Annotated in this window: 10 protein-coding genes; 7 read left to right on the top strand and 3 right to left on the bottom strand. The window is 56.0% G+C overall.

Annotation, left to right across the window (positions count from 1 at the left end):
• The first annotated feature begins 126 nt into the window (after positions 1-126).
• Positions 127-2,187: a polyphosphate kinase 1 gene (ppk1, locus tag N5C09_RS10405; protein ID WP_006811494.1), complete on the top strand. Its 2,061-nt coding sequence runs from the start codon at positions 127-129 to the stop codon at positions 2,185-2,187.
• A gap of 3 nt (positions 2,188-2,190) precedes the next feature.
• On the top strand, positions 2,191-3,729 hold the full coding sequence (gene ppx / locus N5C09_RS10410; protein WP_063868035.1) for an exopolyphosphatase: 1,539 nt from the start codon (positions 2,191-2,193) through the stop codon (positions 3,727-3,729).
• 4 nt (positions 3,730-3,733) lie between these two features.
• Here ppx and N5C09_RS10415 read toward each other — a convergent pair whose 3' ends face one another.
• Positions 3,734-5,974 carry an EAL domain-containing protein gene (locus N5C09_RS10415; RefSeq protein ID WP_193033527.1) on the bottom strand — a complete coding sequence of 747 codons (2,241 nt, stop codon included), beginning with the start codon at positions 5,972-5,974 and terminating at the stop codon, positions 3,734-3,736.
• Between the two features lie 367 nt (positions 5,975-6,341).
• Here N5C09_RS10415 and N5C09_RS10420 point away from each other — a divergent pair, with 367 nt between their 5' ends.
• Positions 6,342-6,512 carry a YfgG family protein gene (locus N5C09_RS10420; protein WP_193036686.1) on the top strand — a complete coding sequence of 57 codons (171 nt, stop codon included), beginning with the start codon at positions 6,342-6,344 and terminating at the stop codon, positions 6,510-6,512.
• 156 nt (positions 6,513-6,668) lie between these two features.
• Positions 6,669-7,136, top strand: a complete 468-nt coding sequence (locus tag N5C09_RS10425) for a DUF6130 family protein (RefSeq protein ID WP_279748991.1) — start codon at positions 6,669-6,671, stop codon at positions 7,134-7,136.
• Positions 7,137-7,248: 112 nt separating this feature from the next.
• Here N5C09_RS10425 and N5C09_RS10430 read toward each other — a convergent pair whose 3' ends face one another.
• A complete protein-coding gene (locus N5C09_RS10430; RefSeq protein ID WP_279748992.1) occupies positions 7,249-8,085 on the bottom strand; it encodes a MipA/OmpV family protein in 837 nt (278 codons plus the stop codon).
• 203 nt (positions 8,086-8,288) lie between these two features.
• On the opposite strand from N5C09_RS10430, the gene N5C09_RS10435 reads away from it, so the two are divergent.
• The 3 genes from N5C09_RS10435 to N5C09_RS10445 all read left to right on the top strand — a co-directional run bounded on the left by N5C09_RS10435 (position 8,289) and on the right by N5C09_RS10445 (position 10,987).
• Positions 8,289-8,966: a response regulator gene (locus tag N5C09_RS10435; RefSeq protein WP_112791776.1), complete on the top strand. Its 678-nt coding sequence runs from the start codon at positions 8,289-8,291 to the stop codon at positions 8,964-8,966.
• Positions 8,966-10,354 carry a HAMP domain-containing sensor histidine kinase gene (locus tag N5C09_RS10440; protein ID WP_279748993.1) on the top strand — a complete coding sequence of 463 codons (1,389 nt, stop codon included), beginning with the start codon at positions 8,966-8,968 and terminating at the stop codon, positions 10,352-10,354. Before N5C09_RS10435 ends, N5C09_RS10440 begins: the two co-directional genes overlap by 1 nt.
• Before the next feature lie 153 nt (positions 10,355-10,507).
• Positions 10,508-10,987, top strand: a complete 480-nt coding sequence (locus N5C09_RS10445) for an Rrf2 family transcriptional regulator (protein ID WP_107533484.1) — start codon at positions 10,508-10,510, stop codon at positions 10,985-10,987.
• A 66-nt stretch (positions 10,988-11,053) separates the two neighbouring features.
• Here N5C09_RS10445 and oqxB read toward each other — a convergent pair whose 3' ends face one another.
• Positions 11,054-14,206 carry a multidrug efflux RND transporter permease subunit OqxB gene (gene oqxB / locus N5C09_RS10450; protein ID WP_063868027.1) on the bottom strand — a complete coding sequence of 1,051 codons (3,153 nt, stop codon included), beginning with the start codon at positions 14,204-14,206 and terminating at the stop codon, positions 11,054-11,056.
• Positions 14,207-14,209: the final 3 nt, after the last annotated feature.

Here is a 14,209-nt window from a genome sequence, read left to right on the forward strand (position 1 = left end):
ATCCCCAACAAAAAAAATAACTGTCATACTTTTCTGGCACTGTTGGACATATCGTGGAAATGCTCGCCATAATAAGGACGAGACGGATTTACCACGTCCTGTGATTGAACTGGAGTGTGAGCTGTAATGGGTCAGGAAAAGTTATACATTGAGAAAGAGCTAAGCTGGTTAGCATTCAACGAACGTGTACTTCAGGAAGCGGCCGATAAAAGTAACCCGCTGATTGAGCGCATGCGTTTTTTAGGCATCTATTCCAACAATCTGGATGAGTTCTATAAGGTTCGCTTTGCCGAACTGAAGCGCCGAATCATCATCAGTGAAGAACAGGGCTTAAACTCCCACTCGCGGCATCTGCTTGGAAAAATCCAGTCTCGCGTCATGAAAGCCGATCAGGAATTTGATGGCCTCTATAACGAGCTGCTGCTGGAAATGGCACGCAATCAAATCTTCCTGATCAACGAACGTCAGCTCTCCGCGAATCAGCAAAACTGGCTTCGCCACTATTTCAAACATTATCTGCGCCAGCACATCACCCCGATTTTGATCAACCGTGAAACCGATCTGGTGCAGTTCCTGAAAGATGATTACACCTATCTGGCAGTGGAAATCATTCGCGGCGAGACCATCAACTATGCGCTGCTGGAAATTCCGTCCGATAAGGTTCCGCGCTTTGTGAACCTGCCGCCGGAAACGCCGCGTCGACGTAAGCCGATGATTCTGCTTGATAACATCCTGCGTTACTGCCTTGACGATATCTTCAAGGGCTTCTTCGATTACGACGCGCTAAACGCCTACTCAATGAAGATGACCCGTGATGCTGAGTACGATCTGGTGCACGAGATGGAAGCCAGCCTGATGGAGCTGATGTCCTCCAGCCTCAAGCAGCGCCTGACCGCAGAGCCGGTGCGTTTTGTTTATCAGCGCGATATGCCGGACGCGATGGTGGAAATGCTGCGCGATAAGCTGACCATCTCCCGCTACGATTCCATTATCCCCGGCGGGCGTTACCACAACTTTAAAGATTTCATCGGCTTCCCGAACGTTGGCAAAGCCAACCTGGTGAACAAGCCGCTGCCGCGCCTGCGCCATATCTGGTTCGATAAGTTCCGTAACGGGTTCGACGCCATCCGCGAGCGCGATGTGCTGCTCTACTATCCGTATCACACCTTTGAACACGTGCTGGAGCTGCTGCGTCAGGCCTCGTTCGATCCGAACGTGCTGGCGATTAAAATCAACATCTATCGCGTGGCGAAAGATTCCCGCATCATCGACGCGATGATCCACGCGGCGCACAACGGCAAGAAAGTGACCGTGGTGGTTGAGCTACAGGCACGCTTCGACGAAGAGGCCAACATCCACTGGGCGCGCCGCCTGACGGAAGCGGGCGTGCACGTCATCTTCTCCGCGCCGGGGCTGAAAATTCACGCCAAGCTGTTCCTGATTTCCCGTAAAGAAGGCGACGACGTGGTGCGTTATGCCCATATCGGCACCGGTAACTTCAACGAGAAAACCGCGCGAATTTACACCGACTACTCGCTGCTGACGGCCGATGCGCGCATTACCAACGAAGTGCGTCGGGTGTTTAACTTCATTGAGAACCCGTACCGCCCGGTTAGCTTCGACTACCTGCTGGTGTCCCCGCAGAACTCGCGCCGCCTGCTGTACGATATGATCGACAAAGAGATTGCCAACGCGCAGAACGGGTTGTCGTCCGGCATCACGCTGAAGCTCAACAACCTGGTGGATAAAGGCCTGGTGGACCGCCTGTACGCGGCCTCCAGCTCCGGCGTGCCGGTTAATCTGCTCATTCGCGGCATGTGCTCGCTCATCCCCGAACTGGAAGGCATCAGCGACAACATCCGCGTGATCAGCATTGTGGATCGCTACCTTGAACACGATCGCGTTTATATTTTCGATAATGCCGGTGATAAGCGCGTATATCTCTCTTCTGCCGACTGGATGACGCGTAATATTGATTACCGTATTGAAGTGGCGGCGCCGCTGCTGGATCCCCGCCTTAAGCAGCGTATTCTGGACATTATCGAGATCCTGTTCAGCGATACGGTGAAAGCACGTTATATCGACAAAGAACTCAGTAATCGCTATGTACCGCGCGGCAATCGCCGAAAAGTCCGGTCGCAGCTGGCGATTTACGATTACATCAAATCACTTGAGCAACCCGATTAACCTATGCCAATAAACGATAATACCCCCCGCCCGCAGGAGTTCGCTGCGGTCGATCTTGGCTCAAACAGTTTCCATATGGTCATCGCCCGCGAGGTGGATGGCGCCATGCAGATCATCGGTCGCCTGAAACAGCGCGTGCATCTGGCCGATGGTCTTGATGCGCGTAACATGCTGAGCGAAGAGGCAATGGAGCGCGGGCTAAACTGCCTGTCGCTGTTCGCAGAACGTCTGCAAGGCTTTTCGCCCTCCAGCGTCTGCATCGTCGGGACGCATACGCTACGCCAGGCGCTGAACGCGCCGGAGTTTCTGAAGCGCGCGGAAAAGGTCATCCCCTACCCGATTGAGATCATCTCCGGTAACGAAGAAGCACGCCTGATTTTTATGGGCGTGGAGCATACCCAACCGGAAAAAGGCCGCAAGCTGGTGATTGATATCGGCGGCGGCTCAACTGAACTGGTGATTGGCGAAGACTTCGAGCCGCGCCTGGTGGAAAGCCGCCGTATGGGCTGCGTCAGCTTCGCGCAGATGTATTTCCCGGGCGGCGTAATCACCCGCGAAAACTTCCAGCGCGCGCGCATGGCCGCCGTACAAAAACTGGAAAACCTGGCCTGGCAGTACCGTATTCAGGGCTGGAACGTGGCGCTCGGGGCATCGGGTTCGATTAAAGCCGCCCACGAAGTGCTGCTGGCGATGGGTGAAAAAGACGGGTTTATTACGCCTGAGCGCCTGGTAAAACTCACCGAAGAGGTGCTTAAGCATAAGAGCTTCGACGCCCTGAGTCTGCCGGGCCTGTCCGACGAACGTAAAGCGGTGTTCGTGCCGGGGCTGGCGATCCTGTGCGGCGTGTTTGACGCGCTGGCGATCAAAGAGCTGCGCCTCTCTGACGGCGCCCTGCGCGAAGGCGTGCTGTATGAGATGGAGGGCCGCTTCCGTCATCAGGATATTCGCAGCCGCACCGCACAGAGCCTGGCGAACCAGTACAACATCGACCGCGAGCAGGCGAAACGGGTTCTGGAAACCACGGTTCAGATGTACGAGCAGTGGGAGGAGCAGAATCCGAAGCTGGCGCACCCGCAGCTCGCCGCGCTGTTAAAATGGGCCGCGATGCTGCACGAGGTGGGGCTGAACATCAACCACAGCGGGATGCATCGTCATTCAGCCTATATTCTGCAAAACAGCGATCTGCCTGGCTTCAACCAGGAGCAGCAAACCATGATGGCGACGCTGGTGCGCTATCACCGCAAAGCCATTAAGCTCGACGATCTGCCGCGCTTTACGCTGTTCAAGAAAAAGCAGTTCCTGCCGCTGATTCAGCTGTTGCGCCTTGGCGTGCTGCTTAATAACCAGCGTCAGGCAACCACCACGCCGCCGACGCTGAAGCTGAAAACGGACGACCACCACTGGACGCTGAGCTTCCCGCACGACTGGTTCAGCCAGAACGCGCTGGTTCTGCTGGATCTGGAAAAAGAGCAGCAGTACTGGGAAGCGGTCACCGGCTGGCTGTTGAAGATTGAAGAAGAGAGCTCAGAGGCAGCCGCGTAACGGCTCAGGCGCTTTCCTCAGAAGGCTGCGTTTCGAGCAATGTTTCGAGCTCCACCGGCAGCCCAATCAGATAGCCCTGCACATAATCGATACCTAGCGCGTGTACCGCGCTACGTATCTCTTCTGTTTCCACGTATTCCGCCACCACCAGCATTTTCTTCATCCGGGCCAGATGGCAAATGGAGGCCACAATCTGGTAATCCAGACTGTTGCTGACAATATTGCGAATAAAGCCGCCGTCGATTTTGAGGATGTCGGCGTCCACGCTTTTTAACCGCGCGTAGCTGGCGTAGCCGGTGCCAAAATCATCAATGGCGATCCGTATCCCCATTTTTTGTAATTTCCTGAGGTTGGTTTCCGCCCGATCCGCATGACCAAAGGCGCTGCTTTCGGTCACTTCAAAAATCAGCTGCCACGCTTCAACGGCATATTTCGCTAGCAGGCGGCTCACCTCAAGCGGGAACTGAGCCCGGTAGACGGTAGACGGCGCAAGGTTGATCGCAAAGCGCTGGCCCGGCAGACGCTGACGGTGCTGCGCCAGGAAACGCAACGTACGCTCGAGTACCCATAAATCCACACGCGACGATAAGCCAAACTCCTGTGCTATGGGCAGGAACTGCTCGGGAAAGATCAGCGCACCGTTATCGTCGCGCATCCGCAGCAGCACCTCGTGGTAACGATCGCCGCGCAGCCCGCGAACCGGCTGAACCAGCAGGGTAAAGGCATCCTGCTCCAGCGCGGCCTGCAAACGACTCATCATCGCCACCTTATCTTTCAGGCTACGCTGCAAGTGAACGGCCCCGCGCTGCTGAAGATTTTCCGGGTGGTTGGTGGAGAGGGAGAGGTCGGCCACGATGCCCAGTTCTCCCAGCACCAGATAGAGATGATTGACGGGAGAACGTACATAGCAGTAGCTCACGCCGACCTGAGGCTGTACCGGCATACCATCCCAGATAAAAACGAACTGCTTGATATGCTCGTCCAGCGTCTCAATACGCTGCTGATGCGACTCCGCATCCAGACGCACCGCCATGTCATACCCGGTGAGGTGATAGACGCGCTCATTTGGCTGAAGGGTGCCATTTATCCATTGCGCCAGCTGCTGTTTATACTGGATGCGCAGCAGTACGCCGTAATTACGCCCCAGCACTTCCAGCTCGGGCACGCGCAGTAAGCAGAGCGCCGACCAGGGGTTACTGGCCAGCTCGCGCGACAGCGCCCGCAGATTCGGCATATGCACAACCGGATCGAGAAACGCCTGTCTGCGGGAACGAATATTAATGGCGCGCTGGCGTGTCGCCAGCATCGACATGTAAATGACGATAAATGAAAAGACCAGATAGCTGGAGGAGGTAATCGCCAGCTGAATGTCATAGCCCTGATGCTGCGGAATGTAGTGATAATAATAGTGAATCGACACCAGCAGGACCGGCGTCCAGATAATCGACATCAGCTTGTAACCGAAGCGCATTGCGCCCCAGAGCATCACGGGCATCAGCAGAGACAAGGTATAGTTTGTACTGAAAATAGAGCTGTTGATGTTCATGGGCAGCAGCAGCATGCCCAGCAGCCCGCCCAGCGCTAAAAACCACGCCACAAACTCTACGACGGTGACCTTTTTGTCTATTTGCGCGCGAATCTGGGATATCAGCCCTTTGACGTAGCGCGGATGGCGAATCAGACGGATCAGCAAATAGCTGAGCGGCACGCCCGTCAGCCCGCTCACCAGCAGCGCCTGATAGTTAATGAGCGTGCGGATGTTGAAAGGATTTAACCCTGCCAGGCTCTGGCGGCTTTCGTACACGCCGAGATACACCGCAAACTGAAACAGTATCAAAAAGAGCGTTGCGGGGCAGAAAACCTGCCAGAAAATACGCTGTCCCATCAGGCGCACGTCGCCGTACGCGGTCATATTGCGTCGGGGCGCAAACACGCGATAACCGCCCCAGCTGAGCACCAGGGGAACGATAAAATGCAGAATGCCGGCCACGGTTTCATACAGCCCAACGGAAGGGTAATAGCGTAAAAACAGCGACACCACGATGCCGGGGAGCGCCTCCATGCCGAAGAACAGCATCAGCGTCAGCAGAAAAGAGAGCGGTAAATAATAGAGCGCAACGATACCCTCGCCCAGCTGCGTTAAGGTATTAGCCACGCTCAGCACCGGGAGTAACACCACGGGTAAAATAAGAGGAAGTGCCCACCAGCGGTCTTTATTTTGCTTCAGGATGTGCTGAATATTCATAGATGCTCGTTTACAACCCTTGCGCTCCAGAGGGTAAGTGAAGACAGGCATCCAACCTGACGTATAAATTGCCTGGAAAATTCCTGGCAAGCAGTGGAGGAAGGATTTTAAATACCAGAGGCGGGATTCCGTTGACCTAAATCAAATTAAATTATCTGAATAAATCTTTCTTACGTTTTTTTTGAATATTTTTCCTGTAATTATCAAGGCGATAAATAAATGCGTTGTTTTTAATAACATAAATTAATGTAAGCATTGACGGTATTTTACATTCCGCAGAATTGACCCTGATTTGCGGCTGTGCCTTAATAGCCGTATCGCCCAAAAGGGTATACTCAGGAAAAATAAAGTGAGTCAGGCTACGCGTATGCGAAAACGACATCGATTCAACACCCGGATGACCCGCATCATACTGCTCATCAGCTTCATGTTTTTCTTCGGCCGCTTTGTATATTCCTCCATCGGCGCCTGGTATCACCATCAGGACAAAATTCAGTCGCAGCAGTCAGGTATTGTGGTGGATACGCCCGAGCGCTAACGCTTGTTCGCTCCCGGCAGACAAACTGTATCGCACTGTATCCCGAGCGCCAGGCTGACAAACTGGTACAAAACGCCCGCAAAAGCAAACATACCCGATACATAAAAATGGTCTTCTGTATCCCTCGCCATAATAAACTGATGAGGAAACACACAGATGATTCGTCGATATTTCCTGCTTCCTGTATTTGCGCTGACGTCATTTGCTGGCGCACTGGCCGCACCGTTGGATGGCCTGAGCGCCGCTGAGGTTAATGGCCCGGCCGCCGTAGCCCCGCTGGAAAAACCCCAGCCGCCCGCAAAACTGATCGTCGATCCGCCGCTGGCGGGACCGCTGAGTAAAGGTGCGGTCTTTATTCAGTACCGCGTAGAAAACCTGCGCATTGAACCTGTATTTGGACCCGATGCGCTGAAAGTCACTCCGCGTATCGGCCATATTCACGTTGTGGTGGATGACGCGCCCTGGCACTGGGCTGATACCAGCGGCGAGCCGGTGATTCTGGTCGGGCTGCCTGCCGGGAAACACAAGGTAACCATCATCATTGCCGACCCGACCCATAAACCCATCGACCATAAAACCGTTGTATTCACCGTGCCGCCACACGCTGCGGTTCATCACTTTTAAGGAGCCTGTTAAGAAAGCATTGTTTGTATTAACAGCGGCGCTGCTGGTGCACGGGGCAATGTGCGCAATCCTATTAATTAGTCACAAATGCCCCCTCCCCCTCGCTTAACCATCAGAAGCTATATGCCACCTTCAGGCTTCCCGTAGGGGACGTTTTTCGCTGAACAATTGGGCTATCGCCTGCATCACCCGTCAGCTGCGTAACGCCGGCTGCGGCAAGCAGGCTCCAGCGAGAGGTGAGCTTATGGGTCCAGTCCAGGTTCAGCGAATACGCATATATTCCGGAACCGGCTTCATGTCGGGCAAATCCCGACGCGGCCGACTGGTCGGCGCTGACGCCGTAGTACGTTTGCATGTACTTGCTGGAACCCCAACTGCCGGTCAGCGCCAGCGTTACCGTATTTTTGGGAGATGTATAAAGCGGGCTGGCAATGCCGAAATGCACAGCTTCCCCGTTGTCTCTCTCCGAAACCGGAACCTCAGCCTGCATCTGCACGTTAAGCCAGTCGGTCACCTTGTATTCCAGACCGGGCACAACGATAGCTGAGCCTTTAACGTCACCCATTCCCCGCAGGTAGTCGCTGCCGGAGGCGATCGAATCGCTGCTTACATCGCGATCCTTACGTCCTGCGCGATAGCTCAGCGCAGCGTTGTAGTTCAGGTTGCCAAAGCTATTGCCGTAGCCGATCCCCCGCGTGGTGCTGACAAAGAAACCATTCGCCATAGCGTAATCAACCACCTGAGCCGCCGTGACGCGGCTCTTATCCGAACCGGAATAGCGTGGCGCAACGTCGACGCCGCCCCCCAGGGTTAACACATTGCCCTGCGGCTGATCAGCCGCCAGCGCCGGGGCGGCCAGTAACGCCAGGACGGCCCCCGGCAGGATGCTTTTCATGCTGCGACCGATGCGTGAACGGAGAAAACTATGACGCAGTTTGATGTTTCTCATTAAAGAAGCCCTTTGGATTCAGATAATTACGATACAAGCGGTGTTAAACGCCAGAACGAACATTCTGAATACCCACCCTGAGGTTCTAATGAGCCGTAAATGAAGAAATGCTGAAGCACGTGAACTTGCTGTAAACACTGAATAATTCCTGTTACCGTTTTTTCTTCAGTTGTTCTTCATTCTCTGTTGATACAGTGACCAATGTGAAAATTCTCCTCATTGAAGACGACCTGGATCTCGGCAATGGCGTACGTATCGCCCTTGCAGATCAGGGATTTGATGTTATATGGGTACGCCGCAAAGAGGATGCGCTGCATCAGCTTGCGCTCTGCGTGCCGGAACTTATTTTGCTCGACCTGGGGCTACCCGATGGCGATGGCATGAGCCTAATGACGCGCCTGCGTCAACAGCTTAAGGGCGTCCCCGTCATCATCCTGACGGCGCGGGGCACGCTACAGGACCGCCTGTGCGGGCTGGATGCAGGTGCAGACGACTATCTGGTCAAACCTTTTGTTCTCGCCGAGCTGCTGGCGCGCGTACGGGCCCTTGCGCGGCGTAGCTATGGCTTTGAAAATGAAGCAATAGAAATTCGCGGTTTATCGCTTCATGTGCCGACGCGCCGCGTGACCGTAAGCGCACGTCACGTTGAGCTGACGGCCAGTGAATATGCGCTGCTTGAAACCTTAATGCTGCGCGCCGACCGCGTGCTTACGCGGCGGTATCTGGAAGAAAGAATATTCGGCACAAAAGAAAACCTCAGCAACGCGCTCGACGTGCATATGGGTAACCTCCGGCGAAAGATTGGCGAGGGCTTTGTGCGAACGGTGCGCGGCGTTGGGTACGTCATTGATACCGTACCGGTTCAGAAGGCGGCAGGCTGATGCGTAAAGTTTGGTATCACCTCAGGCTCCCTACGCTGGTCAGGCGAATGATGGTCGCCCAGATGCTGCTGCTTACGCTGCTGTGGTGTCTTTTTTTAACCTTCATTTTGCTGGAGGACCTGCGCAGCCCGCCGATCCTCACGGGCAGTGAGACTTACGAAACCGTTTTTTCCCTTGTCGAGAGCATGGACGATCGCCCGCAGGCGCGTGATGTTGTGCTGGCAGCGTTCAGCAAAGCGCTGCGGGAGGGATATGGCGGCGGCGAAGATCCGGAGCTGTCCATCAACCTCATTGTTCGCAAGCATAATGAGGTTATTTATTCATCGCCTGGCGCGCCAACGGAGGTGAAAAATAGCCGCCTGGGGGAAATGCAGCGTGTCGAGACTGAGGACCACGCCTGGACGAGCCGTACGCTCAAATCCGCGCACTCCGACGTGGAGGTCACCCTCTTCACCCCGGCCGGGAGCTGGAATTTCTTTATCTACCTGAACTCGCGCGGCTACTACGTCATGCCGCTGATGATATGCATCCCTTTTCTTCTGTTTCCCGCGTGGCTGTCAATCCGCATCGCGATGCGCCCCTGGAACAGGGTGGTGAATGAAATTTCATTACGTACGCCGGACGATCTCTCTCCTTTAAAGTCCGTCCCGAGGCACAGGGAGCTTCGCCAGACGGTGGACGCGATTAATGACTTTCTCGCCAGGGTGCGGGAAAGCGCCGAAAGGGAGAGAATTTTTATTGCCGATGCCGCACACGAGCTGCGAACGCCTCTGGCCGCGATGCGGATCAACGTCGAGGCGTTGCAGTCCTGGGTCATCAGCGAAAGCCAGCAGGAGCTGCTTGCAGGCATTGTTCGCAGCAATAGCCGTGCTGCTCGTCTCGTCAATCAGCTTCTGCTGATGCAGCACAGCGAAGCGCACATCGACACGGTTATGGAGCCTGTGCCGCTGACAACGCTTATTCAGGAGCGCATGGCTGCCCTGGAGCCGCTGGCGTCGGCGCGCAGTATTGAGTTTGAGTTTTTCGCCGACGATGAAATCCGGGTCGCAGGCATCCGGGAACGGCTGGTGTCACTGATCGACAATTTGATTGAAAATGCCGTGAAATACAGCCCCGAGGGGGGACGCATAGAGGTGCAGCTGCAATCGAGAGAGACATCCGCTCAGCTGCGCGTCTCGGATGCGGGGCCCGGCATTCCGGTTGAACTGCGGGAGCGGGTGTTCGACAGGTTTTTCCGCGATCCCAATCAGATCCAGAGCGGGAGTGGCTTAGGGCTTGCCATCGTCAAAGCCGTTACGCAGCAGCACAACGGCAGGGTCAACCTGAGCACGTCAGCAGAAGGTGGCCTGATGGTGACCGTTGACTTCCCGAGCCCCGCGTTCACATGAACGGAAACGCGGCGCTCCCCGACGGCTGCGTTATTTTGCGGATGCCGCAGATTGCTTCAATAAGATTACCGTATTTGTTATATTGTTACTTATTGATTATTCACCTCTGCGGTGCCAAAAAGAACAAGATTCACCGCGACCCAGGACAGAAAAATGCTAGATTACCGCTTCCCGACAGCTTTGCAGATGGTTCTCAGCGTAGCGATGGCGGAGCAATCGGGTGAACGTTCGACGAGTGCAATCCTGGCCTACGGCCTGGAGGCGAATCCGAGCTTTATCCGCAAGTTAATGGTTCCGCTCGCTCGCGACGGCATTATCGTCTCCACGCTTGGCCGCAACGGCTCTATTCACCTTGGCCGCCCGGCAGAAGAGATTACCCTGCGTGATATTTACCTCTCCGTCACGGAAGATAAAAAGCTGTGGGCGTCCCGTCCTGACGTCCCGGCCCGCTGCGTGGTCAGCGCCAACGCCTGCTGGTATTTCAAATCCATTGCTGATGAAGCGGAGCAGGCTTCGCTGGAGGTTTTAGCGCGCCATACAGTCGCCAGCGCGCTGGAAGAGGTAAAAAAAGCCGACACCAGCGGGTGCGATCCGGTGCCGGAAATCTGTACGCAGCATAAAAAAACGCCTTAATCCTTTACGGACGGCGAAAAAAAACCGCCTTCACTGTGAAGGCGGTTTTTTATTATCTGCTACGTCCTACGCAGGCAGCACCTCTCTTTCCGCTTTGCCGCGCGTCACGAACTTACGCAGCGTGACGTAAAAGACCGGCGTCAGGAACAGACCAAACAGCGTGACGCCCAGCATACCGGAGAACACGGTGATCCCGGTGACGCCGCGCACTTCGGCACCCGCGCCGTGGCCGAGGATGAGAGGGATCGTCCCGGCAATAAAGGCGATTGAGGTCATCACAATCGGACGTAAACGCAGGCGGCACGCTTCCAGCGCGGCTTCCATAATGCCTTTGCCCTGCATTTCCAGCTCGCGGGCAAACTCTACGATAAGAATCGCATTCTTACAGGCCAGCCCCATCAGCACCACCAGACCCACCTGCACGAAGACGTTGTTATCGCCCCCGGTCAGCCAGACGCCAAACAGCGCGGAGAGCATGGTCATCGGCACGATGAGGATCACCGCCAGCGGCAGCGTCCAGCTCTCATACAGCGCCGCCAGCACCAGGAACGCCAGCAGTACCGCGACCGGGAAGACGATCAGCGCCGTGTTGCCCTGCGTAGCTTGCTGGAAGCTCAGGTCCGTCCATTCAATATTCATTCCGTTCGGCAGGATCTGCTTAGACATGGCGTCCAGCTGCGTCATGGCCTGCGCGGACGAGAGCACGCGAGGATCGGCATCGCCAATCAGATCCGCCGCCGGGTAACCATTGTAGCGGATCACCGGGTCCGGTCCGTAGGTGGTGCTGATATTCACCATGCTGCCGATCGGCACCATTTCGCCGAGGTTATTGCGGGTACGTAAATTCGCAATATCTTCCACGCTGTCGCGGAACTGCCCGTCGGCCTGCGCCATCACGCGCCAGGTGCGTCCAAACTGGTTAAAGTCGTTTACGTATGACGAGCCCAGATAGGTTTGCAGCGTACCGAACAGATCGGTGAGCGACACGCCCTGCGCTTTCGCCTTATCACGGTCGACCTGCACGTCCAGCTGCGGAACGTTAGCCTGATAGGTTGAGATGGGGAAGTGCATCCCCGGCGTCTGCATTATTGCGCCGGACATGGTGTTCACCGCATTTTGCAGTGCGCCATAGCCCAGACCTGCGCGATCCTGAATGTACAGGGAATAGCCCGATCCCTGTCCCAGCCCCAGAATCGGCGGCGGCAGAATCGAGAAGCCGAAGCCCTGCTGGATTTGCGCAATTTTCGCGTTGATCTCCGCGTTAATTTCCGCCGCAGAGTGTTTACGCTGGTCAAATGGCTTCAGGCCAAAAAATACCGTCCCGGTGTTCGGCGTATTGGTGAACTGGAGCGCATTCAGGCCAGGAAACGCGACCGCATAATCCACGCCTTCGGTATTCATACCGATTTCGCTCATTTTGCGGATCACCGCATCGGTACGCGCCAGCGACGAGCCTTCCGGCATTTTCACGCCGCCGATCAGGTACAGCTTATCCTGCGTCGGAATAAACCCGCCGGGTACGGCTTTAAACATCACGCCCGCGGCACAAAGCAGCAGCAGATAAACCGCAAACACCGCCCCGCGTCGGCCAAGCGTTTTGCCCACCAGCCCCTGATAGCCGGTTGAGCTGCGGTGGAAAAAGCGGTTAAACGGACGGAAGATCCAGCCAAACAGACGATCGATAAGCCGGGTCGGGAAATCTTTCGGCGCGCCGTGCGGCTTCAACAGCAGCGCGGCCAGCGCTGGCGAGAGCGTCAGCGAGTTGATCGCGGAGATCACCGTTGAAATGGCTATCGTTACCGCAAACTGCTTGTAGAACTGGCCGGTAACGCCAGAGAGGAATGCCATCGGCACAAACACCGCGCACAGCACCAGCGCTATGGCGATAATCGGCCCGGACACTTCCCGCATCGCCTGATGCGCTGCCGCAAGCGGGGCGAGCCCCTCTTCAATATTTCGCTCGACGTTCTCCACCACCACGATGGCATCGTCCACCACGATACCAATCGCCAGCACCAGCCCGAATAAACTCAGGGTATTAAGCGAAAAGCCCAGCAGATAGAGAATACTGAATGTGCCCACGACGGATACCGGCACCGCGATCAGCGGGATGATCGACGCCCGCCAGGTTTGCAGGAACAGGATCACCACCAGCACGACCAGCACCACCGCTTCCAGCAGCGTCTGCACCACCGCGCGGATGGAATCGCGGACGAAAACGGTCGGGTCGTAAGGCGCCGCCCATTTCATATCGTCCGGAAAACGGGTGGACAGTTCGTCCATTTTCGCACGCACCGCGTTAGACAGATCGATGGCGTTTGCCCCGGGAGACTGGAAGATACCAATCCCGACCGCGTCTTTATTGTTGAGTTGTGAACGCAGCGCATAGCTGCCGGAACCCATCTCGATGCGCGCCACGTCGCGCAGGCGGACGACCGTCCCATCCTGCGTTGTTTTCAGGACAATATTGCCAAACTCTTCTTCGGTATGCAGCCGGCCCTGAGCATTAATGGAGATCAGGAAATCGCTCTCTTTCGGCAGCGGCTCGGCACCAAGCTGCCCGGCAGACACCTGCACGTTCTGCTCCTGCATCGCCGTCACCACGTCCGAGGCCGTCAGCCCGCGCGCCGCCACCTTGTTCGGGTCCAGCCAGACGCGCATCGCGTATTCGCCCGAGCCGAAAATCTGAATCTGCCCCACGCCGGGCAGGCGCGCCAGCTCGTCCTTCACCTTCAGCGTGGCGTAGTTACGCATGTACAGTGAATCGTACTTACCGCCGGGCGAAAACAGATGCACCACCAGCGTCAGCGTCGGGGACTGCTTCTGAGTGGTGATGCCCAAACGCCGCACATCTTCCGGCAGACGCGCTTCAGCCTGCGCTACCCGGTTTTGCACCTGAACCTGCGCCTGATCCGGGTCGGTACCTGGACGGAAGGTGACGGTGGTCACCAGCACGCCATCGGAACCCGCAACGGACTTCATGTACATCATGTTTTCAACGCCGTTGATCGCCTCTTCCAGCGGCGTTGCCACGGTCTCGGCAATCACCTTTGGGTTGGCGCCCGGATACTCCGCGCGCACCTGCACGCTTGGCGGGACGACGTCAGGATATTCGCTCACCGGCAGCAGCGGGATAGCGATTAATCCGGTGATAAAAATCAGAATCGACAGTACGGCGGCAAAAATCGGCCTGTCGATGAAAAAACGGGAAAAGTCCATGGG

The sequence above is a fragment of the Enterobacter sp. GD03975 genome (genome assembly GCF_029838645.1).
Taxonomy (GTDB): domain Bacteria; phylum Pseudomonadota; class Gammaproteobacteria; order Enterobacterales; family Enterobacteriaceae; genus Enterobacter; species Enterobacter quasihormaechei.

Coding starts and splice junctions, on each gene's coding strand:
- ppk1 (WP_006811494.1), top strand. CDS start 127: ATGGGTCAGGAAAAGTTATACATTGAGAAAGAGCTAAGCTGGTTAGCA.
- ppx (WP_063868035.1), top strand. CDS start 2,191: ATGCCAATAAACGATAATACCCCCCGCCCGCAGGAGTTCGCTGCGGTC.
- N5C09_RS10415 (WP_193033527.1), bottom strand. CDS start 5,974: ATGAATATTCAGCACATCCTGAAGCAAAATAAAGACCGCTGGTGGGCA.
- N5C09_RS10420 (WP_193036686.1), top strand. CDS start 6,342: ATGCGAAAACGACATCGATTCAACACCCGGATGACCCGCATCATACTG.
- N5C09_RS10425 (WP_279748991.1), top strand. CDS start 6,669: ATGATTCGTCGATATTTCCTGCTTCCTGTATTTGCGCTGACGTCATTT.
- N5C09_RS10430 (WP_279748992.1), bottom strand. CDS start 8,085: ATGAGAAACATCAAACTGCGTCATAGTTTTCTCCGTTCACGCATCGGT.
- N5C09_RS10440 (WP_279748993.1), top strand. CDS start 8,966: ATGCGTAAAGTTTGGTATCACCTCAGGCTCCCTACGCTGGTCAGGCGA.
- N5C09_RS10445 (WP_107533484.1), top strand. CDS start 10,508: ATGCTAGATTACCGCTTCCCGACAGCTTTGCAGATGGTTCTCAGCGTA.
- oqxB (WP_063868027.1), bottom strand. CDS start 14,206: ATGGACTTTTCCCGTTTTTTCATCGACAGGCCGATTTTTGCCGCCGTA.